General features: G+C 35.6%; 27 protein-coding genes and 1 rRNA gene. 27 read left to right on the forward strand and 1 reads right to left on the reverse strand.

Annotated elements, in window-relative coordinates; translation table 11 throughout:
- Positions 1–26: 26 nt before the first annotated feature.
- From rrf to rsmI, 10 genes are all read left to right on the forward strand, one after another.
- Positions 27–142 (forward strand): 5S ribosomal RNA (gene rrf, locus AC1DMU_RS27960).
- Positions 143–332: 190 nt separating this feature from the next.
- Positions 333–512, forward strand: coding sequence for a sigma factor G inhibitor Gin (locus AC1DMU_RS27965; RefSeq protein ID WP_000647291.1), 180 nt, complete (start codon positions 333–335; stop codon positions 510–512).
- Between the two features lie 72 nt (positions 513–584).
- A complete protein-coding gene (locus tag AC1DMU_RS27970) occupies positions 585–2,006 on the forward strand; it encodes an aminotransferase class I/II-fold pyridoxal phosphate-dependent enzyme (RefSeq protein ID WP_088061450.1) in 1,422 nt (473 codons plus the stop codon).
- A gap of 1 nt (position 2,007) precedes the next feature.
- On the forward strand, positions 2,008–2,634 hold the full coding sequence (gene tmk, locus AC1DMU_RS27975; RefSeq protein WP_000677225.1) for a dTMP kinase: 627 nt from the start codon (positions 2,008–2,010) through the stop codon (positions 2,632–2,634).
- A gap of 35 nt (positions 2,635–2,669) precedes the next feature.
- The gene (holB, locus tag AC1DMU_RS27980) at positions 2,670–3,653 is read left to right on the forward strand and encodes a DNA polymerase III subunit delta' (protein ID WP_088061451.1); all 984 of its coding nucleotides are present in this window, start codon (positions 2,670–2,672) and stop codon (positions 3,651–3,653) included.
- Between the two features lie 5 nt (positions 3,654–3,658).
- On the forward strand, positions 3,659–4,486 hold the full coding sequence (locus tag AC1DMU_RS27985; RefSeq protein ID WP_000272429.1) for a PSP1 domain-containing protein: 828 nt from the start codon (positions 3,659–3,661) through the stop codon (positions 4,484–4,486).
- Between the two features lie 14 nt (positions 4,487–4,500).
- The gene (gene yabA / locus AC1DMU_RS27990) at positions 4,501–4,854 is read left to right on the forward strand and encodes a DNA replication initiation control protein YabA (protein ID WP_000412057.1); all 354 of its coding nucleotides are present in this window, start codon (positions 4,501–4,503) and stop codon (positions 4,852–4,854) included.
- A gap of 121 nt (positions 4,855–4,975) precedes the next feature.
- Entirely contained in the window at positions 4,976–5,716 is a 741-nt protein-coding gene (locus AC1DMU_RS27995) for a tRNA1(Val) (adenine(37)-N6)-methyltransferase (RefSeq protein WP_060486369.1), read from the forward strand.
- Positions 5,703–5,993: a GIY-YIG nuclease family protein gene (locus AC1DMU_RS28000; protein WP_000414343.1), complete on the forward strand. Its 291-nt coding sequence runs from the start codon at positions 5,703–5,705 to the stop codon at positions 5,991–5,993. Before AC1DMU_RS27995 ends, AC1DMU_RS28000 begins: the two co-directional genes overlap by 14 nt.
- On the forward strand, positions 5,962–6,837 hold the full coding sequence (gene rsmI / locus AC1DMU_RS28005) for a 16S rRNA (cytidine(1402)-2'-O)-methyltransferase (protein WP_088061453.1): 876 nt from the start codon (positions 5,962–5,964) through the stop codon (positions 6,835–6,837). The genes AC1DMU_RS28000 and rsmI overlap by 32 nt, the downstream gene beginning before the upstream one ends.
- A 20-nt stretch (positions 6,838–6,857) precedes the next feature.
- Here the strand turns inward: rsmI and AC1DMU_RS28010 are convergent, their stop codons facing one another.
- Positions 6,858–7,142 carry an AbrB/MazE/SpoVT family DNA-binding domain-containing protein gene (locus AC1DMU_RS28010; RefSeq protein ID WP_000843039.1) on the reverse strand — a complete coding sequence of 95 codons (285 nt, stop codon included), beginning with the start codon at positions 7,140–7,142 and terminating at the stop codon, positions 6,858–6,860.
- Positions 7,143–7,662: 520 nt separating this feature from the next.
- Between AC1DMU_RS28010 and metG the strand changes: the two genes are divergently transcribed.
- From metG to spoVT, 17 genes are all read left to right on the forward strand, one after another.
- A complete protein-coding gene (gene metG, locus AC1DMU_RS28015) occupies positions 7,663–9,645 on the forward strand; it encodes a methionine--tRNA ligase (RefSeq protein ID WP_048542191.1) in 1,983 nt (660 codons plus the stop codon).
- A gap of 165 nt (positions 9,646–9,810) precedes the next feature.
- On the forward strand, positions 9,811–10,578 hold the full coding sequence (locus AC1DMU_RS28020) for a TatD family hydrolase (RefSeq protein ID WP_088061455.1): 768 nt from the start codon (positions 9,811–9,813) through the stop codon (positions 10,576–10,578).
- Between the two features lie 194 nt (positions 10,579–10,772).
- Positions 10,773–11,330 (forward strand): ribonuclease M5, encoded by a 558-nt coding sequence (rnmV, locus tag AC1DMU_RS28025; RefSeq protein ID WP_000692830.1) that lies wholly within the window; start codon positions 10,773–10,775, stop codon positions 11,328–11,330.
- Positions 11,327–12,205 (forward strand): 16S rRNA (adenine(1518)-N(6)/adenine(1519)-N(6))-dimethyltransferase RsmA, encoded by an 879-nt coding sequence (gene rsmA, locus AC1DMU_RS28030; protein ID WP_000651555.1) that lies wholly within the window; start codon positions 11,327–11,329, stop codon positions 12,203–12,205. Before rnmV ends, rsmA begins: the two co-directional genes overlap by 4 nt.
- A 110-nt stretch (positions 12,206–12,315) precedes the next feature.
- Positions 12,316–13,179, forward strand: a complete 864-nt coding sequence (yabG, locus tag AC1DMU_RS28035; RefSeq protein WP_001173738.1) for a sporulation peptidase YabG — start codon at positions 12,316–12,318, stop codon at positions 13,177–13,179.
- Positions 13,180–13,417: 238 nt separating this feature from the next.
- Positions 13,418–13,678 (forward strand): biofilm formation stimulator Veg, encoded by a 261-nt coding sequence (gene veg / locus AC1DMU_RS28040; protein ID WP_000044349.1) that lies wholly within the window; start codon positions 13,418–13,420, stop codon positions 13,676–13,678.
- Between the two features lie 91 nt (positions 13,679–13,769).
- Positions 13,770–13,949 carry an acid-soluble spore protein SspF gene (gene sspF / locus AC1DMU_RS28045; RefSeq protein WP_001985066.1) on the forward strand — a complete coding sequence of 60 codons (180 nt, stop codon included), beginning with the start codon at positions 13,770–13,772 and terminating at the stop codon, positions 13,947–13,949.
- 196 nt (positions 13,950–14,145) lie between these two features.
- Positions 14,146–15,015, forward strand: coding sequence for a 4-(cytidine 5'-diphospho)-2-C-methyl-D-erythritol kinase (gene ispE / locus AC1DMU_RS28050; RefSeq protein ID WP_137013689.1), 870 nt, complete (start codon positions 14,146–14,148; stop codon positions 15,013–15,015).
- A 54-nt stretch (positions 15,016–15,069) separates the two neighbouring features.
- Positions 15,070–15,918: a pur operon repressor gene (gene purR / locus AC1DMU_RS28055; RefSeq protein WP_000702481.1), complete on the forward strand. Its 849-nt coding sequence runs from the start codon at positions 15,070–15,072 to the stop codon at positions 15,916–15,918.
- Between the two features lie 124 nt (positions 15,919–16,042).
- On the forward strand, positions 16,043–16,417 hold the full coding sequence (locus AC1DMU_RS28060; RefSeq protein WP_000869826.1) for a RidA family protein: 375 nt from the start codon (positions 16,043–16,045) through the stop codon (positions 16,415–16,417).
- A gap of 152 nt (positions 16,418–16,569) precedes the next feature.
- Positions 16,570–16,863 (forward strand): septation regulator SpoVG, encoded by a 294-nt coding sequence (spoVG, locus tag AC1DMU_RS28065; RefSeq protein ID WP_000454042.1) that lies wholly within the window; start codon positions 16,570–16,572, stop codon positions 16,861–16,863.
- Between the two features lie 325 nt (positions 16,864–17,188).
- A complete protein-coding gene (gene glmU, locus AC1DMU_RS28070; RefSeq protein ID WP_088061459.1) occupies positions 17,189–18,568 on the forward strand; it encodes a bifunctional UDP-N-acetylglucosamine diphosphorylase/glucosamine-1-phosphate N-acetyltransferase GlmU in 1,380 nt (459 codons plus the stop codon).
- 18 nt (positions 18,569–18,586) lie between these two features.
- Positions 18,587–19,540, forward strand: coding sequence for a ribose-phosphate diphosphokinase (locus tag AC1DMU_RS28075; RefSeq protein ID WP_000107420.1), 954 nt, complete (start codon positions 18,587–18,589; stop codon positions 19,538–19,540).
- A gap of 72 nt (positions 19,541–19,612) precedes the next feature.
- The gene (gene pth, locus AC1DMU_RS28080) at positions 19,613–20,173 is read left to right on the forward strand and encodes an aminoacyl-tRNA hydrolase (RefSeq protein WP_080377450.1); all 561 of its coding nucleotides are present in this window, start codon (positions 19,613–19,615) and stop codon (positions 20,171–20,173) included.
- A gap of 70 nt (positions 20,174–20,243) precedes the next feature.
- Positions 20,244–20,468, forward strand: a complete 225-nt coding sequence (locus AC1DMU_RS28085) for an anti-sigma-F factor Fin family protein (RefSeq protein ID WP_000399441.1) — start codon at positions 20,244–20,246, stop codon at positions 20,466–20,468.
- 105 nt (positions 20,469–20,573) lie between these two features.
- Entirely contained in the window at positions 20,574–24,104 is a 3,531-nt protein-coding gene (mfd, locus tag AC1DMU_RS28090; RefSeq protein WP_476941665.1) for a transcription-repair coupling factor, read from the forward strand.
- Positions 24,105–24,240: 136 nt separating this feature from the next.
- The gene (spoVT, locus tag AC1DMU_RS28095; RefSeq protein ID WP_088061461.1) at positions 24,241–24,777 is read left to right on the forward strand and encodes a stage V sporulation protein T; all 537 of its coding nucleotides are present in this window, start codon (positions 24,241–24,243) and stop codon (positions 24,775–24,777) included.
- The last annotated feature ends 50 nt before the right edge of the window (positions 24,778–24,827 follow it).

Raw genomic sequence — 24,827 nt, forward strand, 5'->3', positions numbered from 1 at the left:
AGTTTTGAAGGAATATGCCTTCATAGTTTGGTGATGATGGCAGAGAGGTCACACCCGTTCCCATACCGAACACGGAAGTTAAGCTCTCTAGCGCCGATGGTAGTTGGGACCTTGTCCCTGTGAGAGTAGGACGTCGCCAAGCAACTAAAAACACAAGTCTTTTGACTTGTGTTTTTTTCTGTTTTCAAACAGTACGAAAAAAGAAGTAATGGTAATACAAACACGTTGCCCAAGGGTTAATCATATTATATAAGAGATGGATGTATATTTTTCTGTAAATTGTTAAGGAATAGAAGTATAAAATATGTCCATTTAAATAGGGAGGGAAGGTTATGAAAGCACAAAATGAAGTTTGTATTGTTTGTGAGACAGAAAGAAAAGAAGGGATATATGTTTATAATAATTTAATATGTTATGAATGTGAAAAGGATATGGTGAATACGGAGACAAATGATCCGAAGTATATATATTATTTAAAACAGCTTCGGAAATTAGAAGTATCATATTTTTAAATAGGCATATGCCTATTATTTTTTTTGTTCTGTATAATAGAGGAAGAATGAACTAATAAGGAAGAGATATAAATGAATCAAAATCGCATACCTTTATATGAGGCATTAACAGGGTTTAAAGAAAGAGAGCCGTTATCCTTTCATGTTCCAGGTCATAAAAATGGTTTAAACTTCCCTCAGGAAGCTGTAGGGGAGTTTAAAGATATACTATCTATCGATGTAACTGAGTTGTCAGGGTTAGATGATTTACATAGTCCGTTTGAATGTATAGATGAGGCACAACAGTTATTAGCTGATGTATATGGAGTGAACAAAAGTTATTTTTTAATTAATGGTTCAACGGTAGGGAACCTAGCAATGATTTTGTCTTGTTGTGGAGAACATGATATTGTTCTTGTACAAAGAAATTGTCATAAATCAATTATTAATGGTTTAAAATTAGCGGGCGCAAATCCAATTTTTTTAGATCCATGGATTGATGAAGCTTATAATGTACCAGTGGGAATTCATGATGAAATTATTAAGGAAGCAATTGAAAAATATCCAAATGCTAAAGCACTCATTTTAACGCATCCTAATTATTATGGTATGGGGATGGATCTAGAGGCAAGCATCGCTTATGCACATGCACATAAAATCCCTGTTTTAGTAGATGAAGCACATGGAGCCCATTTTTGTTTAGGGGGAGCATTTCCAAAGTCAGCATTAGCATATGGTGCAGATATTGTAGTTCATTCTGCACATAAAACATTACCCGCGATGACAATGGGGTCCTATTTACATATAAATAGTCGCTTAGTGAAAGAAGAAAAAGTTTCTACCTATTTAAGTATGCTACAATCTAGTAGTCCATCGTATCCAATTATGACTTCTCTTGATATTGCACGCTTTACAATAGCACGTATAAAAGAAAAGGGACATGATGAAATTGTCGAGTTTTTACGGGGATTTAAAGACGAATTGTGTTCTATTCCACAAATAGCTATTTTACAATATCCATTACAAGACGAGTTAAAGGTTACTGTACAGACACGTTGTCAGTTATCAGGATACGAATTACAGTCTGTATTTGAAAAGGTCGGTATATATACAGAAATGGCGGATCCATATAATGTCCTATTTATTTTGCCCTTGCAAGTAAATAAGGGGTATATGAAGGCTATAGAGATGATCCGAGAGGCATTGCAATATTATGAGGTGAAAGACAAGAAGGAATCTATTCGTTATACTTATAAAGGAGAATTTTCTCCTTTACCGTATACATATAAACAACTGGAAGGATATGAAACAAAAGTAGTATCTGTAGAAGAAGCAGTTGGGATGATAGCGGCAGAAATGGTAATTCCGTACCCACCTGGAATTCCATTGATTATGTATGGAGAAAGAATTACTTCAGAACATAAAGAGCAAATTATGTATTTAGAGCAATCAGGCGCTCGTTTTCAAGGTAGCACGAAATATATGAAAGTGTATGATATAGAAAGTAGGTTTTAGAATGAAGGGATTATTTGTAACAATTGAAGGTCCAGAAGGTTCGGGTAAAACAACGTTAATTAAAAGTTTATTGCCGTACTTTGAACAAAAAGAACAAAAGGTAATGGCGACGAGAGAACCAGGTGGCATTGCAATTTCAGAGGATATTAGAACAATTTTACATAAACAAGAATATACGATGATGGAGGCACGTACAGAGGCGCTTCTGTATGCTGCTGCACGTAGACAACATTTGGTGGAAAAGGTTATGCCGGCACTTAACGAGGACTACCTTGTATTATGTGATCGTTTTATAGATAGCTCTTTAGCGTATCAAGGATATGCAAGAGGATTAGGTATGGATAAAGTATTTGAAATAAATCGTTTCGCAACAGAGGACTGTATGCCTAGTTTAACGATTTACCTAGACATTGAACCAGAGATTGGTTTAGCTCGCATTGAAAAAGATGCAGGACGTGAAGTGAATCGATTAGATATGGAAGATATCTCTTTCCATAAACGTGTCCGTGAAGGATATTTACAAGTTGTAGAACGTTTCTCAGATCGTATTGTATTGGTAAATGCTGATCAACCAATGGAAAAACTTATAGAAGAAGTTGTTCAGATTATAGAAGATAAATTGTTATAATAGAAGGAAAGAATGAAATAAGTGAGGTATGCATTATGACGAAGACGTGGGAGCAGCTTTCTGCTATACAACCCATCGGTGTAAAAATGTTGATGAATAGCATTGCAAAAGAGCGTATATCCCACGCTTACTTGTTAGAGGGAGGGAAAGGGACTGGAAAGTTTGCAACGGCAATTCAAATGGCAAAGAGTTTCCTCTGTTCTGGGCGGAATGGGGTAGAGCCTTGTCACATATGTACAAATTGTAAGCGAATTGATTCAGGTAACCACCCTAACTTACATATTGTAAAACCAGACGGATTATCTATTAAGAAGCAGCAAATTCATGATTTACAAGAAGAGTTTTCAAAAACAGGATTAGAAGCAAATAAAAAAGTATATATTATTGAGCACGCAGATCGTATGACAGCAAATGCAGCGAATACACTTTTAAAATTTTTAGAAGAACCAAGTAGTGATACAACAGCTATTTTACTTACTGAACAAAGTCATCAAATTTTAAATACGATTTTATCTCGCTGTCAAGTTGTTACATTTAGACCGTTACCTACGGAATCTTTAATTAGAAGATTACAGGATGAAGGTATTACGGCATCTTTATCGACACTTGCTGCGCAACTCACGAATAGTTTTGATGAAGCTTTAGCTTTATGTAGTGATGAATGGTTTGCACAAGCACGAGCTTTAGTGATAAAATTATGTGAAGCGCTCGAAAAGGATAAAGCCTCTATTTTTTTTGTACAAGAAAAATGGGGGAAACACTTTAGAGAGAAAGAACAATTACAGCAAGGTTTAGATATGTTGCTCCTTATTTATAAGGATTTATTATATGTTCAACTTGGAGAAGAAGATCGTCTTGTTTTTCATGAGCAGAAAGAGATGTTTGAATCTTTCTCCTATGCTCAGAAGCGCATTGTATCAGCTCTCTTTAATATATTAGAGGCAAAAAATAGAATCAACGCTAATGTAAATGCGCAGCTTGTGTTCGAACAGTTAGTGTTGCGGTTGCAGGAGGGATGACCGTTTTGTATGATGTAGTAGGTGTTCGCTTTAAGAAGGCCGGAAAGGTGTATTACTTCGATCCGAATCAGTTCGATATCTCTGAAAATGAGTTTGTAATTGTAGAAACAGTAAGAGGTATTGAGTACGGAAAAGTAGTTATTACCAAAAAGCAAGTTGATGAAAACGACGTTGTATTACCGCTAAAAAAGGTTATTCGTATTGCAAATGAAAATGATCGTACCATTGTTGAAGAGAACAAACATGCTGCGAAAGAAGCATATCAAGTTTGTCAGCAAAAGGTAGTAGAGCATAATCTTGATATGAAACTTGTAGATGTAGAGTATACGTTCGATCGCAATAAGATTATTTTCTACTTTACTGCGGATGGTCGGATTGATTTCCGCGAACTAGTGAAGGACTTAGCGGCAATTTTTAGGACAAGAATTGAACTAAGACAAATTGGTGTTCGTGATGAAGCGAAGATGCTTGGTGGTATTGGTCCATGTGGTCGTATGCTTTGTTGTTCTACTTTTTTAGGAGATTTTGAACCTGTATCCATTAAGATGGCAAAGGATCAAAATTTATCATTAAATCCTGCAAAAATCTCTGGTTTATGTGGTCGCTTAATGTGTTGCTTAAAATATGAGAATGATGAATATGAGGCAGCAAAGGAACAACTTCCTGATTTAGATCAACGTATACAAACCCCGCATGGTACTGGCCGTGTTATCGGATTAAATATTTTAGAAAGATTAATTCAAGTGGAACTAGTAGACAAGGAACGGATAGTAGAATATACGTTAGATGAGTTAGTGAATAAAGGGGTCGTTTCGAGTCAAACCACAGATTAATGAGGTGGGTGCTTGTGGAGAAAAAAGATATTTTTGCATCGGTTTCTAGTATGGAAGAGCAAATTGGACATTTATACAAACAGTTGGGAGAATTAAAACAACATCTTGCAGAGTTGTTGGAAGAGAACCAACATATAAAAATGGAAAATGAAAATTTGCGACACCGCTTTGAAGAAGTGCAGATTAAGGAAAAACAAAAAACTCAAAAACGTAAAGAAGTGAAGCCGAAGACAACTGATATTGGCGAAGGCTACGATAATTTAGCAAGGCTATATCAAGAAGGTTTTCATATTTGTAATCTGCATTATGGAAGTGTACGTAAAGAGGGAGATTGTTTATTCTGCCTGTCATTTTTAAATAAAAAGTGAAATTACCTTTCCAATGATAATTGGAAAGGTAATTTTTTATACATGAGAGTAGAATGAAATATGTTTTTTTATTAGTAGAAGAAGAAATAGGGTAGGTTAAGTGTAAGAAAAGGAGTAACATATGAATTTATATGAAGATGAACGTTTAGATTACTTATTAGCGCAAGATATGAAGATTGTACAAAGCCCATCAGTATTCAATTTCTCGTTAGATGCTGTTTTACTTGCAGACTTTGCTTGGGTGCCGATTCAAAAAGGTAATGTACTTGATCTGTGTACAGGTAACGCAGTTGTCCCCCTTTTATTAAGTACAAGAACAAAGGGAAACATTACAGGTGTAGAAATTCAAGAACGTTTATATGATATGGGAATCAGAAGCGTTCAATACAATAAGTTAGAAGAAAGAATTCACTTAATACATGGGGATTTGAAAGATATGCCGGAGAAACTTGGACGTCATCAATATGATGTAGTTACATGTAATCCCCCTTATTTTCAAACACCTGCAACTTCTGAGAAAAATATGAATGAACATTTAGCGATAGCTCGTCATGAAATTATGTGTACATTAGAGGATGTTGTATCTGCAAGTAGTCAATTAGTAAAGCAAGGTGGGAAAGTAGCATTTGTACATCGTCCAGGTCGTTTGCTAGATATTGTTACATTAATGCGTAAATACAAAATTGAACCAAAGCGTGTACGATTTGTTTATCCTAAGGCAGGGAAAGAAGCGAATACATTGTTAATTGAAGGGATTAAGGATGGAAACGCAGATTTGAAAATATTGCCACCCCTTTTTGTATATGAAGAAAATAATGAATATACAAAGGAGATTCGTTCAATTTTATATGGAGAAGAATAAGCATTGTTTTTATGTAGTAGAGTGCTCTGACGGAAGTTATTATGCAGGATATACAAATCATATAGAGAAGCGGATTCAGACCCATAATAGTGGAAAAGGGGCTAGGTATACGCGTGCTAGACTTCCTGTTGTTTTAAAATACATAGAATTTCATGAAGATAAGCGTACAGCTATGCAAGCAGAGTATTATTTTAAGCAGTTAAATAGAAAACAAAAAGAAGAATATATGCAAAAAGGAGAACGCTATGTGGCAACAAAAAAGCTTTCAACAAAATGAAAAGGGAGTTTTATATTTAGTACCAACTCCTATTGGAAATTTAGAAGATATGACATTTCGTGCAATCCGAATTTTAAAAGAAGCTGATTTAATTGCTGCTGAAGATACGAGACAAACGAAAAAACTTTGTAATTATTTCGAAATTGAAACCCCCGTTATGAGTTACCATGAGCATAATAAGGAAGTAAGTGGTAAGAAAATATTAGGGAAGTTAGACGAAGGAAAGACTATAGCACTTGTTAGTGATGCTGGTATGCCTTGTATTTCCGATCCAGGTTACGATATTGTTGTAGAGGCTGTAGCAGAACAGTATCATGTAATCCCGCTTCCTGGGGCAAATGCAGCCCTTACAGCATTAATTGCATCAGGTCTTGAAACAAAACAATTTTATTTCTATGGATTTTTACAAAGAAATAAAAAAGAAAGAAAAATGGAGTTAGAGAAGCTTCGTTATGTACAAACTACAATGATGTTTTATGAAGCACCCCATCGTTTAGATGATACTTTAATCTCGATGCAAGAAGTGTTGGGAAATAGAGAAATTGTATTATGTCGAGAGTTAACGAAAAAATTTGAGGAATTTATTCGTGGAACAGTTGAGGAAGCAATTGAGTGGACGAAACAAAATGAAGTTCGTGGCGAGTTTTGTATTTTAGTAGCTGGTTCAACGGAAGAACCTACCCCAGAAGAACAATGGTGGGAATCTATTTCTGTATATGATCATATTGAACATTATATAAACGAAAAAGGTATGAATTCAAAAGAGGCAATAAAAACAGTCGCTAAAGATCGAGATTTGTCGAAACGCGATGTATATCAAATCTATCATGTCGATAAAAAATAAGCTTCTCATAATTGAGAAGCTTATTTTGCTGTTTCGATATAATCTTGAAGTTCGTTTAAGATTCGCTCAGCGCCTTCTTTGCTTAAGATAATTTTACCTTCAGCTAGAGATAGGTTACCATCAGATACTTCACCAGTTACTTGGCAAGTCATGTTTGGCTTATATTTTTTTAAGATGATTTTCTCGTCATCAACGTAGATTTCAAGAGCATCCTTTTCTGCAATACCTAAAGTACGGCGTAATTCGATTGGAATTACTACACGACCTAATTCATCAACTTTACGAACGATACCAGTAGATTTCATAATTCTTTTCCTCCTAAAGAAATAGTTTATAAGTTTCGAGTCTATTTTCTAGATTCGTCATTTTTCGACAAAATACCCTATGGACATATGATACCAATCATTTACATTTCCGTCAATTCTTTAATTCTATATTTTTTAAAAAGATTTATAGATTTCTTACTTCTTATATATAATAGAATGAGAGTAATTTCTACTATTATTTAACTTTATTTTCAGAAAAATTTATAGATTGTAAGTAAGGACTGTATATTTTCTTGAAATATGAGCAATAGATGATAAAGATATTAAGTATTAACTCATTTTTATCCCACTATTTGCCAAGCAGTAAGATTCTAAATTTAAAATTTGGGTGGAGCAAAGAAGTTAAGTTGGAGTCGGATTGCTCGTAAAAGCCTGATTGGTGCGGGCTAATAATCCGCAGGAGTGAACACCCCCACACAGATTAAAGTTTCACTTTATATATAAGTTTTTGATATACTATTTATAAATACATATGAGGTTATCCGGGAGGTCCAAAACAATGACAGAGGAAAATAAGTCCTTTTATATTACTACCCCAATTTATTATCCAAGTGGAAAATTACACATTGGACATGCTTATACAACAGTCGCAGGAGATGCGATGGCACGATATAAGCGTATGCAAGGATACAATGTTCATTATTTAACAGGAACTGATGAGCATGGACAGAAGATCCAAAAGAAAGCAGAAGAATTAAATGTTACACCACAAGCATATGTGGATAACATTGTTGCAGGAATTAAAGAACTTTGGGAGAAAATGGATATATCTTATGATGATTTTATTCGTACAACTGAAGATCGTCATAAAGATGTTGTTGAAAAAATCTTCAAGCAACTAGTAGATCAAGGTGATATTTATCTTGATGAATATGAAGGTTGGTATTCTGTACAAGATGAGACATTCTATACAGAGCATCAATTAGTAGATCCAATTATGGAAGGTGAAAAAGTAGTTGGAGGAAAAAGCCCAGATAGTGGTCATGATGTAGAACTTGTTCGTGAAGAATCGTATTTCTTTAGAATGGGTAAATATGTCGACAGACTATTAAAATTCTATGAAGATAATCCACATTTCATTCAGCCTGAGTCTCGTAAGAATGAGATGATTAATAACTTCATTAAACCAGGCCTAGAAGATTTAGCTGTTTCTCGTACTTCATTTGACTGGGGAGTTCGTGTTCCAGGTAACCCGAAACACGTTATTTACGTATGGGTTGACGCATTATCTAACTACATTACAGCATTAGGTTATGGAACAGAAAATGAAGAGATGTATAAGAAATTCTGGCCAGCTGATGTACATTTAGTTGGAAAAGAAATCGTTCGTTTCCATACAATTTATTGGCCAATCATTTTAATGGCATTAGATTTACCTCTTCCGAAAAAAATCTTTGCTCATGGTTGGATTTTAATGAAGGATGGAAAGATGAGTAAGTCAAAAGGAAACGTAGTAGATCCAGTTACTTTAATCGATCGTTACGGATTAGATGCATTACGTTATTACTTACTTCGTGAAGTTCCATTCGGATCTGATGGCGTATTCACACCAGAAGGATTTGTGGAGCGCATTAATTTCGATTTAGCAAATGACTTAGGTAACTTATTAAATCGTACAGTAGCTATGATTGATAAGTACTTCAACGGAGAAATCCCTGCATTTAAAGAAAATGTAACGGAATTCGATGAAACGTTAGTAACGTTTGCAAAAGATACATTGAAAAAAGTAGAAGAGGCAATGGAGAATATGGAATTCTCTGTAGCGCTAAGCTCAATTTGGCAATTGGTTAGCCGTGCAAATAAATATATTGATGAAACACAACCGTGGGTATTAGCGAAAGATGAGAATGATCGTGAAAAATTAGCTTCTGTAATGGCTCACTTAGCAGAGGTGCTTCGTCAAACAGGTATTATGCTTATGCCGTTCCTAACAGTAGCACCAAGTAAGATGTTTGCTCAGCTTGGACTTACTGAAGAGGCACATAAATCTTGGGAAAGCCTATCTACAATTGGCTGTATTCCAGCTGGAACAAAAGTAGAAAAAGGAAACCCGATTTTCCCGCGTTTAGAAATGGAAGTAGAAGTAGGGTACATTAAAGAACAAATGAAAAGCTCTGCTCCTAAAGTAGAAGAGAAAAAAGAAGAAGAACCGAAAGCAGAAGAAATTACAATTGATGATTTCTTTAAAGTAGAATTACGCGTAGCTGAAGTACTATCAGCTGAACCTGTGAAAAAAGCAGATAAGTTGTTAAAAATTCAGCTGGATTTAGGTACAGAAAAGCGTCAAGTTGTTTCAGGAATTGCAAAATTCTATTCGCCGGAAGACCTAAAAGGTAAAAAGGTTATTTGTGTAACAAACTTAAAACCTGTAAAATTACGCGGTGAATTATCACAAGGTATGATTTTAGCGGGTGAAGAGAATGGCGTATTGTCATTAGCATCAATCGATCAAAATCTACCAAATGGTACAAAAATCAAGTAATTAAGACAAGAAAAGAGATGTTTCACGTGTAACATGTGTGAAGCGTCTTTTTTCTTTTTACACTCTCTATTTTTGCATTAAAATTATAGTATTGTTATCGTTAAGTTATTAAAGAGCTTATTTTTTAGAATAAACTTGATTTCAATATAAAAGGAGTTATGTATTATGTTGTTTGATACACATTCACATTTGAATGCAGAGCAATTTGAAGAAGATTTGCAAGAGGTTATTGCACGAATGAAAGAAGCGGGAGTTACCTATACAGTTGTTGTTGGTTTTGATGAAGTAACGATAAAAAAGGCGATTGAATTAGCTGAAACTTATGATTTTATTTACGCTGCGGTTGGATGGCATCCAGTTGATGCAATTGACATGACAGAAGAACATCTAGCTTGGTTAGAAGAACTTGCTTCTCATCCTAAAGTCGTTGCACTTGGAGAGATGGGATTAGATTATCATTGGGATAAATCTCCAAAAGAAATACAGAAGGAAGTATTCCGTAAACAAATTGCATTAGCCAAAAAAGTGAAATTGCCGATTATTATACATAACCGCGATGCAACTCAAGATATTGTTGATATTCTAGAAGAGGAGAATGCAGCTGAAGTGGGAGGCATTATGCATTGCTTTAGCGGCAGCGTAGAAGTAGCAGAGCGATGTGTTGATATGAACTTTTTAATTTCATTAGGCGGACCAGTTACATTTAAAAATGCTAAGAAGCCGAAAGAAGTTGCTGTGGAGATTCCATTAGAGAAATTGTTAATAGAGACAGATTGTCCATATTTAACACCACATCCATTTCGAGGAAAACGAAATGAACCGAGTTATGTAAAACTCGTAGCAGAAGAAATTGCGAATTTAAAAGGAATTTCTTATGAGGAAGTAGCAGAAATAACAACAAAAAATGCAAAAGCTTTATTTGGTGTTGGATAAAAAGGAGTGGGAGAACCCATTCTTTTTTATTTTTGTGAAAAAATAAGGGCGAATGAGGAAGTGTTACAATAAGGAGAGAGAACAAAGTTTTGGACATTCTATTTTTTAAAATGTAAGAATGGGGAAAATAATAATGGAAAAGTCGTCATTTTTTTGTTTTACTAAGTAGAGACGAAACGAGTGTGGAGGCAAGCATGAAAATTAAAGAGATTATCGTTGTAGAAGGTAAAGATGATACAGTTGCGATTAAGCGTGCTGTTGATGCGGATACAATTGAAACGAACGGTTCAGCAATCGGTGATCATGTTATTGAGCAAGTTAAATTAGCGCTGCAAAAACGGGGCGTTATTATTTTCACAGATCCGGATTATCCTGGAGAGCGTATTCGAAAAATTATTTCTGATAAGGTGCCTGGATGTAAACATGCTTTTTTACCGAAGGAAGAAGCACTTGCCAAAAGGAAAAAGGGTGTCGGGATTGAACATGCTTCTAATGAATCAATTCGCCGTGCTTTAGAGAATATACATGAAGAAATGGAAGCTTACACAAGTGAAATTAGTTGGAGCGATTTAGTCGATGCAGGCTTAGTGGGCGGAGAAATGGCAAAGAGTCGCAGAGAAAGAATGGGTAAGCTATTAAAGATTGGTTATACAAACGCAAAACAGTTACATAAACGTTTACAAATGTTTCAAGTTTCAAAAGAATCTTTTGCAGAAGCTTATAAGCAAGTCATACAGGAGGAAAGAAAATGAAGGATATCGCAACGCCAAATCGTACGAAAGACATTGTTGAAAAGTATGGATTTTCATTCAAAAAAAGTTTAGGACAAAATTTTTTAATTGATACGAATGTATTAAATCGTATTGTCGATCACGCTGAAATTGGTTCAGAAAGTGGTGCAATTGAAATTGGACCAGGTATCGGTGCGTTAACAGAACAATTAGCGAAGCGTGCTAAAAAAGTAGTAGCTTTTGAAATTGATCAGAGGTTATTACCGATTTTAGATGAGACGTTAGCTCCATATAGCAACGTTACAGTTATAAATAAAGACGTACTAAAGGCAGATGTACATGAGGTGTTTAGTGAGCAATTTGAGGAAGGGCAAGATGTAATGGTAGTAGCGAACTTACCGTACTATATTACAACGCCAATTTTATTTAAATTGTTGGAAGAGAAATTACCGGTTCGTGGATTTGTTGTTATGATGCAAAAAGAAGTTGGAGATCGTTTAGCTGCTAAACCTGGAACGAAAGAGTATGGTTCTTTATCCATTGCCATTCAGTATTATACAGAGGTGGAAACAGTTATGACTGTACCACGTACAGTGTTTGTGCCACAACCAAATGTTGATTCTGCGATTATTCGTCTCCTAAAGCGCCCGAAACCAGTTGTAGAAGTAACAGATGAGACATTCTTCTTTGAAGTAGTACGAGCAAGTTTTGCACAGCGTCGTAAAACTTTAATGAATAATTTATCAAATAATTTAAATGGTTTCCCGAAAGATAAAGAGCTGTTGGATCGAATTTTAACAGAAGTGGGAATTGATCCAAAACGAAGAGGCGAAACGCTATCTATCGAGGAGTTTGCAACATTAAGTAATGCATTAGTTCTTCATAAATTGTCATAAGAATAGAAAAGGGACAGTTCAACTTGAACTGTCCCTTTTGTCACCTTTCCTCTCCTACATTCATACTTTAAAAACAGGTAAGATGGCCTAACGAGTTTGGAGGTAGGAGAATGGCTTTACATGTTGGAGAATTAGTGGAACGATATTCTCATAATAGGGATATCCTTTTTCGTATTATAGAAATAAAAGGCGAGATAGCTATATTATTTGGAGAGGAAATTAGACTGGTGGCAGATGCGCCACTTGAAGATTTAATTAGTATAGATCAACGAGAGCATAAAAAAAGAGCGAAGCGTGAGAAAGAAACGATGGAGCGTACGTATCGTTTGTTTCAACAAGATTATGTATTAATGAAACAAAGGCATGAACACACTTCAACGGGTGGATATACAAGTGAGGTGAATTATTTTCAAATGCCAGGACGTGTATTGCATATAGATGGGGACCCGTTATATTTGCGCAAGTGCTTAGACTTATATAATAAAATTGGTGTTCCTGTACAAGGTATTCATTGTAAAGAAACAGAGATGCATGAAAAGGTAGTAGATTTAATAGATCATTTTCGTCCAGACATTTTAGTTATTACGGGGCACGATGCATATACAAAATCAAAAGGGGTAAAGGGAGATTTAGCAGCATATAGGCATTCAAGGCATTTTGTACAGGCTGTTCGAGAAGTGAGAAAAAAATATCCATCATTGGATCAACTCGTTATTTTTGCTGGGGCATGCCAATCACACTTTGAAGCATTAATTCGAGCGGGTGCTAACTTTGCTAGTTCACCATCTAGAATTAATATTCACGCACTAGATCCTGTATATGTGGTTGGTAAAATTAGTTTTACGTCATTTATGGAAAGAGTAAATGTATGGGATGTTGTACGTAATACGATTACCGGCGAAAAGGGACTTGGCGGGATTGAGACGAGGGGGATTTTACGAACTGGATTACCCTTTCAACATTATGAAGAATAAGCAAGGTACATATGTATCTTGCTTTTTTGTATGGGAAGGATTTAAATCAGCTTGGATAAAAAGAGACAAGAACGCGCAGACTACATAATGATACTTTTACAATATAGTATTTCTTCTATCTATTTGAACGCATGATGCTCTTATAATGATATTGTCTGTGAGTTGCGGTTAATAATTGGGATAGATATATCGTGTTTTAAGTGTTCAATCTAAATTACAGCGAGGTGTAACGAAGTATATGTCAAAACGTTTAGATGAAATTAAAAGCGAATTAGATCACCATCTTGGACAGAGACTGATGTTAAAGGCGAATAGTGGGAGAAGAAAAACAGTAGAACAATCAGGTGTACTTGCAGAAACGTACCGTTCTGTTTTTGTTGTACAATTGGATCAGCAAGAAGATGCGTTGCAACGTGTATCATATAGCTATGCGGATGTTTTAACAGAGACAGTAGAGCTAACGTTTTATGGTGAACCTCATAATGAAGTGATTTTATAATTCATGTATCGTTACATATATTCCCACAAATGAAAAGCTATATTATTTTGCATACTAATTATACCGTAGCAAAATAAGGAGGGACTCTGCATTGAGTAGACGAAGAGGTGTCATGTCAAATCAATTTAAAGAAGAGCTTGCAAAAGAGCTAGGCTTTTATGATGTTGTTCAGAAAGAAGGATGGGGCGGAATTCGTGCGAAAGATGCTGGTAACATGGTGAAACGTGCTATAGAAATTGCAGAACAGCAATTAATGAAACAAAACCAGTAGTTGTAAGATACTTTCTATGCTACGGTAGCCGAGGAGTGATTCCTCGGCTTTTTGTACTCGAAAAGGTGCCATCATTTTACATAAGTAGTTTCATTCTGAATGCTTTTCGTTATAATTAGGGAAGTGTCATCGTCTTACTATAAATTTATGGTAAAATAAACGATAAAAGATTGAGTACATAGAGTGGGTGAATAGATTGAAGCTACTAGTGAAAGCACCAGCAAAGATTAATCTGTCGTTAGATGTACTGGGAAAAAGACAAGACGGATATCATGAAGTGAAAATGATTATGACAACAATTGATTTAGCGGATCGTTTAGAACTAATGGAATTAGCAGAAGACCGTATTGAAATTTTATCCCATAATCGGTATGTCCCAGACGACCAAAGAAACTTAGCTTATCAAGCAGCGAAATTATTAAAAGAGAAGTTTAATGTGAAAAAAGGCGTATCTATTACTATTGAAAAAACGATTCCAGTAGCAGCTGGATTAGCAGGTGGAAGTAGTGATGCAGCAGCGACATTACGTGGCCTTAATAAATTATGGAATTTAGGGCTTACAATTGATCAGTTAGCAGAGCTTGGCGCAAAAATCGGATCAGATGTATCGTTTTGTGTATATGGTGGGACAGCAATTGCCACTGGAAGAGGAGAGCAAATTGAGCACATAAAAACTCCACCTTCTTGTTGGGTTATTTTAGCAAAACCCCATATTGGTGTATCTACTGCTGATGTGTATGGAAATTTAAAGTTAAATCGAGTTACACATCCAAATGTAGAGAAAATGGTTAACGTCATAAATGCTGGGGACTACAAAGGGATTTGTGATACTGTTGGTAATGTTTTAGAAGATGTAACGTTTGCGATGCATCCTGAAGTTGCACGTATTAAGGCACAGATGAAGCGATTTGGGGCGGATGCCGTATTAATGAGTGGAAGTGGCCCAACCGTATTTGGTCTTGTGCACCATGATTCGCGAATGCATCGTATATATAACGGATTAAAAGGATTTTGTGAACAAGTATACGCAGTACGTTTATTAGGAGAGCGAGAAACGCTTGAATAAAGACGTATAATACGTTATGATTTGTTTAGAATATTCGTGATTTGAGGTGAGAGTATGAAAATTAGACGAAGTACAAGATTAGTCGATATGACGTATTACTTGTTACAAAACCCTCGTCAGCTAGTTTCTCTCACTTTTTTTGCTGAAAGGTATCAATCAGCTAAGTCTTCCATTAGTGAAGATTTAGTTATTATTAAGCAAACGTTTGAACAACAAGGGGTCGGCACATTGCAAACGGTACCAGGAGCAGCAGGAGGAGTGAAATATATACCATATATAAGTGAGGAAGAGGCAGATCTAATTATTGGTGAGCTTTGTAGCTTATTTGAAAATCCAGATCGTATTTTGCCTGGTGGTTACTTATATATGACAGATCTTTTAAGTAATCCTCGCCATATTAATGGCGCAGGTCGTTTGTTTGCTTCTGTTTTTGCTAGGCAACCAATTGATGCGGTTATGACGGTGGCAACGAAGGGGATTCCACTTGCTTATGCGGTGGCAAATTACTTAGATGTACCGGTAGTAATCGCAAGGAAAGATAATAAGGTAACAGAAGGCCCAACTGTTAGTATTAACTATGTATCAGGTTCTTCTAAGCGAATTCAAACAATGACGTTAGCAAAGCGTAGCCTTCCAGAGGGATCAAATGTTTTAATTATTGATGACTTCATGAAAGCTGGCGGGACAATTCAAGGTATGATGAGTATGTTAGAAGAGTTTAAGGCTAATGTTGTTGGTATTGGTGTATTAGTAGAATCCACGGATATTGAAGAACGACTAATTAATAATTTTGTATCATTAATTCGTCTATCAGAAGTTGATGTGAAAGAAAAAGCGATTCAAGTGGAAAAGGGAAATTATTCACTGGCACCATTTGATGAAGGGCTTGTAGAGGCTGAGTAAAAAGGTAAAGCAGATCGCTTTATCTTTTTTTTATTCTATTTATAAATTATAAAATAGATGGACAAACTGCTTTTCGTGCACTATTTTTAAAGAGTAAAAATAAATAATAAAAGGGTGGAAAAATATGAAAGTTGTTCAAACAAGCAATGCACCACAAGCAATTGGACCATATTCACAAGGGATTATTGTAAATAATATGTTTTACAGTTCAGGACAAATTCCGTTAACTGCAAGTGGAGAGCTTGTAGCAGGAGACGTGACAGTACAAACAGAGCAAGTATTTCAAAATTTACAAGCGGTATTAGAAGAAGCAGGTGCTTCATTTGATACAGTAGTAAAAACAACAGTATTCTTAAAAGATATGGATGATTTTAATGCTGTTAATGAAGTATATGGCTCTTATTTCTCTACTCATAAGCCAGCTCGTTCTTGTGTACAAGTAGCAAAATTACCGAAAGATGTTTCAATTGAAATCGAAGTAATTGCCCTAGTTAAGTAATCTTTTGTAAGCGATAACCTCCACTAATCTCTATATTCAATTACATTAAAAATTTTTATCTTAAAAATTTTTAAAAAATTAAAGGGAAAATAGAAATTTTGTGGAATTTATACAAATATATCGCTTATTTAGAAAAGGGTGGTGAACACAAGATGGAAGTGACTGACGTAAGATTACGCCGCGTAAACACAGAAGGCCGCATGAGAGCAATTGCCTCTATTACTCTAGACCATGAATTTGTTGTTCATGATATTCGTGTAATTGATGGTAATAATGGATTATTTGTAGCAATGCCAAGTAAACGTACTCCAGATGGAGAATTCCGTGACATTGCACATCCAATTAATTCTAATACACGCTCTAAAATTCAAGATGCGGTTTTAACAGAGTATCATCGTTTAGGCGAGTTAGAAGAGGTTGAGTTTGAAGAAGCGGGTGCTTCGTAAAATTCGAATGAAAAGGGCTTTTTAAAGAAATCCCTATAATTTTGCAACAAACTCCTGTAAGCATTTACAGGAGTTTGTTTTTTTTTTGTGTGGTTTTATCTATTTTGTACGGAAAATTCTGAATTTATTAAAGTGAAGAGGAAAACTTCTAATTTTTTCAAAATCATTTTAAATAGTATAGCTTATTTCTTAAAAAAGATACTAAAGAGTAAAACATCGTATAAGAATTATGGTAAAATTTAATAGTTAAAATGTGTTTCTTGAAATATATGATGATTTAGGATAATATCGTTAATGGATAAATAGGTTGCGATGGAGGGTCTATATGTCAAACAGATTTGCAGTGATTCTAGCTGCAGGCAAAGGCACACGTATGAAGTCTAAGCTATACAAAGTGCTTCATCCTGTATGTGGAAAACCTATGGTACAACATGTTGTCGATCAAGTAACGCAATTAGGATTGCAGAAACTTGTAACAGTCGTAGGACATGGTGCTGAAATGGTACAAGAACAGCTAGGAAACGTAAGTGAGTTTGCATTACAAGCAGAACAACTTGGTACAGCACATGCTGTAGATCAAGCTGCAAGTGTACTTGCAAATGAAGAAGGAACAACTTTAGTTATTTGTGGTGATACGCCGCTAATAACTGCTGAAACGATGGAAGCATTGCTTCAGCAACATAAAGAAGCAGGGGCAATGGCAACGGTGCTAACAGCTTACATAGAAGAACCTGCTGGATATGGTCGTATCGTTCGTAATGAGAATGGTCATGTTGAAAAGATTGTTGAGCATAAGGATGCAAATGAGAAAGAATTAGCTATTAAAGAAATCAATACAGGTACGTATTGTTTTGATAATAAAGCTTTATTCGCCTCACTTTCTAAAGTTTCAAATGATAACGTACAAGGTGAATATTACCTGCCAGATGTTATTGAGATTTTAAAAAATGAAGGTCATATCGTATCGGCTTATCAAACAGAGCACTTCGATGAAACGTTAGGTGTTAACGACAGAGTCGCTCTATCGCAAGCGGAAATTATTATGAAAAACCGTATCAACCGTAAAAACATGGTAAATGGTGTTACAATTATTGATCCAAGTAACACGTATATTTCTGCTGATGCAATTATCGGTAGTGATACAGTTCTTCATCCAGGAACAATTATTGAGGGGAATACTGTAATTGGTTCTGATTGTGAAATTGGACCGCACACAGTAATTCGCGATAGTGAAATTGGAGATCGTACGACAATTCGACAATCTACTGTACATGATAGTAAACTTGGTACAGAAGTATCGGTTGGTCCATTTGCACATATTCGCCCAGATTCAGTTATTGGAGATGAAGTACGCGTTGGAAACTTCGTGGAAATCAAAAAAACTGTTTTTGGTAATAGAAGTAAAGCTTCACACTTAAGTTATATCGGGGATGCACAAGTTGGAGAAGACGTGAATCTTGGTTGTGGTTCAATTACGGTGAACTATGACGGTAAGAATAAATTCAAAACTGTGATTGGTAACGGGGTATTTATTGGATGTAATTCAAACCTTGTCGCTCCTGTAACAGTTGAAGATGGTGCTTATGTGGCAGCAGGCTCTACAATTACAGAGAATGTTCCATCAAAAGCATTATCTATAGCACGTGCACGTCAAGTTAACAAAGAAGACTATGTTGATCAATTGCTGAATAAGAAAAAATCATAATGTGGAGGGTTAATCTAGATGTCGACTCAATATCTAAATTCTAATTTGAAAGTATTCTCTTTAAACTCTAATAAGGAACTTGCTGAGCAAATTGCAAAGCACATTGGAGTAGGACTAGGAAAATGTTCTGTTGATCGTTTTAGTGATGGAGAAGTTCAAATTAACATTGAAGAAAGTATCCGTGGTTGCGATGTATTCATTATTCAATCTACAAGCTTCCCAGTAAACGAACATATCATGGAATTACTTATTATGATCGATGCATTAAAACGTGCATCTGCAAAAACAATTAATATTGTTATTCCTTACTATGGTTATGCGCGTCAAGACCGTAAAGCGCGTTCTCGTGAACCAATTACATCGAAACTTGTAGCAAACTTGCTTGAAACAGCAGGTGCAACTCGTGTAATCACTCTAGATTTACATGCTCCACAAATTCAAGGGTTCTTTGATATCCCAATCGACCACTTAATGGGTGTACCGATTCTTTCAGATTACTTTGAAACAAAAGGTCTTAAAGATATCGTAATCGTGTCACCAGACCACGGTGGGGTAACTCGTGCTAGAAAAATGGCAGATCGCCTAAAAGCACCAATCGCTATTATTGATAAGCGTCGTCCTCGTCCGAACGTATCAGAGGTAATGAACATTATCGGTAATATTGAAGGTAAAACAGCAATTTTAATTGATGACATCATTGATACAGCTGGTACAATTACATTAGCAGCAAACGCTCTTGTTGAGAACGGTGCTTCTGAAGTATATGCTTGCTGTACACACCCAGTATTATCTGGTCCAGCAATTGAGCGTATCCAAAACTCAAATATTAAAGAGTTAGTTGTAACGAACTCTATCGTATTACCAGAAGAGAAGAAAATCGACAAAGTACATGAACTTTCAGTTGCTCCACTAATCGGAGAAGCAATCATTCGTGTATACGAAGAAGAATCTGTAAGTGTATTATTCAATTAATTGGATAGAATGAGACGTAACCAAGATTGGTTACGTCTTTTCGTATCGAAAAAAGAAAGTAGTGGTACAAGAATGAAATTGATAGTAGGACTTGGGAACCCAGGTAGAGAATATGAATTAACAAGGCATAATATTGGATTTATGGCGATTGATGAACTTGCAAAGCGTTGGAATATTTCTTTGAATGAACAAAAATTTAAAGGAGTATTTGGTGCAGGATTTGTTAATGGAGAAAAAGTAATCTTATTAAAGCCACTTACATATATGAATTTATCTGGGGAAAGTATTCGACCACTCATGGATTACTATAAAATTGATGTTGAGGACTTCGTTGTTCTGTACGATGATTTAGACATCCCTGTAGGTAAATTACGCCTTCGTATGAAAGGTAGTGCTGGTGGACATAATGGTGTGAAATCAACAATTTCACATTTAGGAACACAAGAGTTTCAACGTATCCGCATGGGAATTGATCGTCCGAAAAATGGCATGAAGGTAGTAGATTACGTATTAGGACGTTTTACATCGGAAGAAATTCCTGATGTGAGTCATTCTATTGAAAAAGCAGCGGATGCATGTGAAGAATGGTTAAATAAACCTTTTCTTCAAATCATGAATACCTTCAATAGTTAAGGGTATGATTGGGAATATTTTGTCTTGTTTTTACCCATACTAGTAGTAATTGGATTTTTAGGAGGCTAGTATGGAAGGGTATTATTATTGCAGACATTGCGGGAGTAATGTAGGCTCCGTTACTGCAGAAAAAGTGTATAGCGACGTTTTATTTCAACTAACAGAGCAAGAAGTAGTAGAGATGATTCATTTTCATGAGAATGGAAATATATATATAAAAACGATTTGTGAATCGTGTCAAGAAACGCTCGCATCTTATCCTGAGTATTATGAATATGAAAAATTTCTGCAATAAAATGTTGTCGCTTTGGCATGTCCAAAGCATTTTTCTGTTTTCTTTTTCCAAAATATTTGCATAAAATATAGTGGCTTGCTCTTTATGTTGAGAGGGGTTTTGAAAATGATAGGTTTATTAGAGCAATTTTATAAAAATGAAGAGATCCAATCGGTTATTAATGGACTAGAAGATGGTTTAAAAGAACAACTTGTATCAGGTATGGCAACCTCTTCTCGTTCGTTATTAATGGCGGCCTTATATAAAAAAACAAAAAAATCACAACTTATTGTGACGCATAATTTATATCAAGCACAAAAAGTGCATGAAGATTTAGTGGCGTTACTTGGTGAAAAAGATGTGTGGTTATACCCAGTAAATGAATTGATAGCATCAGAAATTGGTGTTGCAAGCCCAGAATTGAAGGCGCAACGTATTGAAGTATTGAATCGTTTAGCGGCAGGAGAGAACGGGATTATTGTAGCGCCAGTTGCAGGACTACGCAGATTTTTACCAATGAAAGAGTTGTGGAAGCAAAGGCAAATCGAAATCAATCTAGGGCAAGAGATTGATTTAGATACATTCTTGCATACTTTACATCATATTGGTTATGAGCGTAAGTCGATGGTAGAAGCTCCTGGGGAATTCAGTTTGCGCGGGGGAATATTAGATATTTACCCATTAACTGAAGAGTTACCATTTCGTATTGAATTTTTCGATACAGAAGTTGATTCTATTCGATTATTTGATGTGGATGAACAGCGCTCTCAAGATAAAAAAGAAAGTGTTAGATTTGGTCCAGCAACAGAGTTTTTATTTTCACAGGAAGAATTGAAGTCGGGAATTGAGCATCTTGAGGAAGGCTTGACTAAGACGATGCAAAAACTTTCCGATGATAAATTGAAGACTACAGTGCTTGAAACGGTAAGTCATGAAATTGAGATGTTAAAAAACGGGCAAAGTATAGAACAGATGTTTAAATATTTATCTATTTTCTATAAAGAACCTGCTAGTCTGATAGATTATTTACCTGAAGATGGTATTGTGGTTTTGGATGAGATTTCTCGTATTCAAGAAACGGCATCACATCTTGAAACGGAAGAGGCGGAATGGTATATATCACTTCTTGGTGAGGGAACAATTATTCAAGATTTATCTTTCTCACACTCGTTTGAGGAATTTCTTCATCATAAAAAAAGAAGTTTTGTATATTTAACGTTATTCTTACGTCATATAGCACATACACATCCGCAAAATATTGTGAATGTGACATGTAAAACAATGCAAGATTTCCATGGGCAGATGCAGTTGTTGAAAACTGAAATTGATAGATGGAACGAAGGGCATTTTACGACTGTTGTGCTCGGCACAGATGATGAACGTGTAAAAAAACTACAACATATTTTAAGTGATTATGATATTGAGGCAGATATCGTAGAGGGCACAGATATATTATTGCCTGGAAGGTTGCAAATTGCTGTAGGTGATTTACATGCAGGATTTGAAATGCCGATGCAAAAGCTTGTTGTTATTACTGAAAAAGAGCTTTTTCATAAAAAAGTTAAAAAATCACAACGTAAGCAGAAGTTATCTAATGCTGAACGTATTAAAAGTTATTCGGAATTAAAAGTTGGAGATTATGTAGTTCATGTAAATCATGGTATAGGTAAATTCTTAGGTATCGAGACACTAGAGATTAATGGTGTTCATAAAGATTACTTGAATATTAAATATCAAGGTAATGATAAGTTATACGTTCCAATTGAACAAATTGACCAAGTGCAGAAATATGTAGGATCTGAAGGTAAGGATCCTAAAGTTTATAAATTGGGCGGAAATGATTGGAAAAAGGTCAAAACGAAAGTTGAAAAATCTGTACAAGACATTGCGGATGACCTAATTAAACTATATGCTGAGCGCGAAGCTTCAAAAGGTTATGCATATACACCAGATACGGCAGAACAACAAGAATTTGAATCTTCTTTCCCATATCAAGAGACAGAGGATCAATTACGTTCTATTGACGAGATTAAGAAAGATATGGAACGTGGACGTCCGATGGATAGGCTTCTTTGTGGTGATGTAGGATATGGAAAGACGGAAGTAGCTATCCGTGCGGCATTTAAGGCAATTATGGATGAAAAACAAGTTGCAATTTTAGTGCCGACAACGATCCTTGCACAACAACACTATGAAACAATTCGAGAGCGTTTTCAAGATTATCCAATCAATATAGGATTATTAAGTAGATTCCGTACGAGAAAACAGCAAAATGAAACAATTAAAGGCTTAAAAGATGGTACGGTAGATATCGTAATCGGAACGCATCGTATTTTATCTAAAGACGTTACTTATAAAGATTTAGGTCTTCTTATTATTGATGAAGAACAAAGGTTTGGTGTAACGCATAAAGAAAAAATTAAACAATTAAAAGCAAATGTTGACGTGTTAACATTAACGGCAACTCCGATTCCGCGTACACTCCATATGTCTATGCTTGGTGTGCGTGACTTATCTGTTATTGAGACACCACCAGAAAATCGTTTCCCAGTCCAAACGTATGTAGTAGAGTATAATCCAGCGTTAATGCGAGAAGCGATAGAACGAGAGCTTGCAAGAGGTGGGCAAATTTACTTCCTATATAATCGTGTGGAGGATATCGAAAGAAAAGCAGATGAAATTTCGATGTTAGTTCCAGACGCGCGTGTAACGTATGCACATGGGAAAATGAACGAGGGTGAATTAGAGTCTGTTATGCTATCGTTTTTAGAAGGGCAGCATGATGTTCTTGTAAGTACAACAATTATTGAGACGGGTGTAGATATTCCGAATGTAAATACGTTAATTGTATTTGATGCAGATCGTATGGGATTATCGCAGCTGTATCAGCTTCGTGGTCGTGTTGGACGTTCTAATCGTGTTGCATATGCATACTTTGCATACAAACGAGATAAAGTGTTATCAGAAGTTGCAGAGAAGCGTCTGCAAGCCATTAAAGAGTTCACAGAGCTTGGGTCAGGTTTCAAAATTGCGATGAGAGACTTATCCATTCGTGGTGCAGGTAACTTGTTAGGAGCCGAACAGCATGGATTTATTGATTCTGTCGGATTTGATCTATATTCTCAAATGTTAAAAGATGYAATTGAACAGCGTAGAGGAACAGATGGGGTTGAAAATACAGTTAATGTTGAAATTGATTTAGAAGTAGATGCATATTTACCAGATGCTTATATTTCAGATAGTAAACAAAAGATTATGATGTATAAACAGTTTAGAGGTGTTTCTGCAATTGAGGATATTGAAGAGTTGCAGGAAGAGATGATAGATAGATTTGGTGATTACCCGCAAGAAGTTGGTTACTTATTGCAAATTGCAAATATTAAAGTATTGGCAATGAAAGAACAAATTGAGTTAATTAAGCAAAATAAATTTGAAGTGACAATTCTGTTCTCAGAACAAGCAAGTCAAAATATTGATGGCGGAAAATTATTCATGCTTGGAAATAGTTTTGGACGTATGATTGGTCTAGGAATGGAAGGATCGCAATTGAAAATCGTTATGAAAACAAATGGTTTAGAGACATCGAAGTGGTTAACAATTGCTGAAAATTTATTAAAAGGCCTACCAGATGTAAAAAAAGAAGTCATAAATGCCTAATATAAGATAAAAAAATACAATTCGGCGTGCATAGAAGAACTAATGTGTAAAATACTATGTCTAACAGTTGGTGATTTTTACATGAACAGGTAAATTCACCACTTTGATCATCAGTAGAAAGTGAGGCAGCATTAGAATGAAAGCAACTGGAATCGTACGTCGAATTGATGATTTAGGTAGGGTAGTAATCCCGAAGGAAATTCGTAGAACTTTACGTATTCGAGAAGGAGACCCACTAGAAATATTTGTTGATCGCGATGGAGAAGTGATTTTGAAAAAATATTCTCCAATTAGTGAACTAGGTAATTTTGCAAAGGAATATACGGAAGCTTTATACGATAGCTTAGGACATAATGTGCTTGTATGCGATCGTGATTCTGTTATCGCAGTAGCAGGCGTATCTAAAAAAGAATACTTAAATAAAAGTGTTGGCGATTTAATTGAGAAGACAATGGAAGAGCGTAAGTCTGTAATTATGACAGATGAAAGCGAAATTTCAATTATTGATGGAGTAACGGAAAAAGTGAGTTCCTATACAATTGGCCCGATTGTTGCGAATGGGGATCCAATTGGAGCTGTTGTTATCTTCTCTAAAGAGGATATTATAAGTGAAGTAGAGCATAAGTCAGTAAATACAGCTGCAAGCTTTTTAGCGAAACAAATGGAGCAGTAAGGCTATATCGAATTTTAGAAGTAGCAATCTTTCCTAATTATGATATTTCT

It is taken from the genome of Bacillus sp. 01N45 (assembly GCF_056399205.1).

Bases quoted from the DNA above. Each gene is read 5' to 3' on its own strand.
- glmU (WP_088061459.1), top strand. From the start codon at position 17,189: ATGTCAAACAGATTTGCAGTGATTCTAGCTGCAGGCAAAGGCACACGT.
- AC1DMU_RS28010 (WP_000843039.1), bottom strand. From the start codon at position 7,142: ATGAAATCTACTGGTATCGTTCGTAAAGTTGATGAATTAGGTCGTGTA.
- purR (WP_000702481.1), top strand. From the start codon at position 15,070: ATGAAAATTAGACGAAGTACAAGATTAGTCGATATGACGTATTACTTG.
- rsmA (WP_000651555.1), top strand. From the start codon at position 11,327: ATGAAGGATATCGCAACGCCAAATCGTACGAAAGACATTGTTGAAAAG.
- AC1DMU_RS27965 (WP_000647291.1), top strand. From the start codon at position 333: ATGAAAGCACAAAATGAAGTTTGTATTGTTTGTGAGACAGAAAGAAAA.
- AC1DMU_RS28020 (WP_088061455.1), top strand. From the start codon at position 9,811: ATGTTGTTTGATACACATTCACATTTGAATGCAGAGCAATTTGAAGAA.
- AC1DMU_RS28060 (WP_000869826.1), top strand. From the start codon at position 16,043: ATGAAAGTTGTTCAAACAAGCAATGCACCACAAGCAATTGGACCATAT.
- spoVG (WP_000454042.1), top strand. From the start codon at position 16,570: ATGGAAGTGACTGACGTAAGATTACGCCGCGTAAACACAGAAGGCCGC.
- pth (WP_080377450.1), top strand. From the start codon at position 19,613: ATGAAATTGATAGTAGGACTTGGGAACCCAGGTAGAGAATATGAATTA.
- metG (WP_048542191.1), top strand. From the start codon at position 7,663: ATGACAGAGGAAAATAAGTCCTTTTATATTACTACCCCAATTTATTAT.
- rnmV (WP_000692830.1), top strand. From the start codon at position 10,773: ATGAAAATTAAAGAGATTATCGTTGTAGAAGGTAAAGATGATACAGTT.
- holB (WP_088061451.1), top strand. From the start codon at position 2,670: ATGACGAAGACGTGGGAGCAGCTTTCTGCTATACAACCCATCGGTGTA.
- rsmI (WP_088061453.1), top strand. From the start codon at position 5,962: ATGTGGCAACAAAAAAGCTTTCAACAAAATGAAAAGGGAGTTTTATAT.
- veg (WP_000044349.1), top strand. From the start codon at position 13,418: ATGTCAAAACGTTTAGATGAAATTAAAAGCGAATTAGATCACCATCTT.
- tmk (WP_000677225.1), top strand. From the start codon at position 2,008: ATGAAGGGATTATTTGTAACAATTGAAGGTCCAGAAGGTTCGGGTAAA.
- AC1DMU_RS28000 (WP_000414343.1), top strand. From the start codon at position 5,703: ATGGAGAAGAATAAGCATTGTTTTTATGTAGTAGAGTGCTCTGACGGA.
- yabG (WP_001173738.1), top strand. From the start codon at position 12,316: ATGGCTTTACATGTTGGAGAATTAGTGGAACGATATTCTCATAATAGG.
- AC1DMU_RS27970 (WP_088061450.1), top strand. From the start codon at position 585: ATGAATCAAAATCGCATACCTTTATATGAGGCATTAACAGGGTTTAAA.
- AC1DMU_RS27995 (WP_060486369.1), top strand. From the start codon at position 4,976: ATGAATTTATATGAAGATGAACGTTTAGATTACTTATTAGCGCAAGAT.
- AC1DMU_RS28085 (WP_000399441.1), top strand. From the start codon at position 20,244: ATGGAAGGGTATTATTATTGCAGACATTGCGGGAGTAATGTAGGCTCC.
- AC1DMU_RS28075 (WP_000107420.1), top strand. From the start codon at position 18,587: ATGTCGACTCAATATCTAAATTCTAATTTGAAAGTATTCTCTTTAAAC.
- spoVT (WP_088061461.1), top strand. From the start codon at position 24,241: ATGAAAGCAACTGGAATCGTACGTCGAATTGATGATTTAGGTAGGGTA.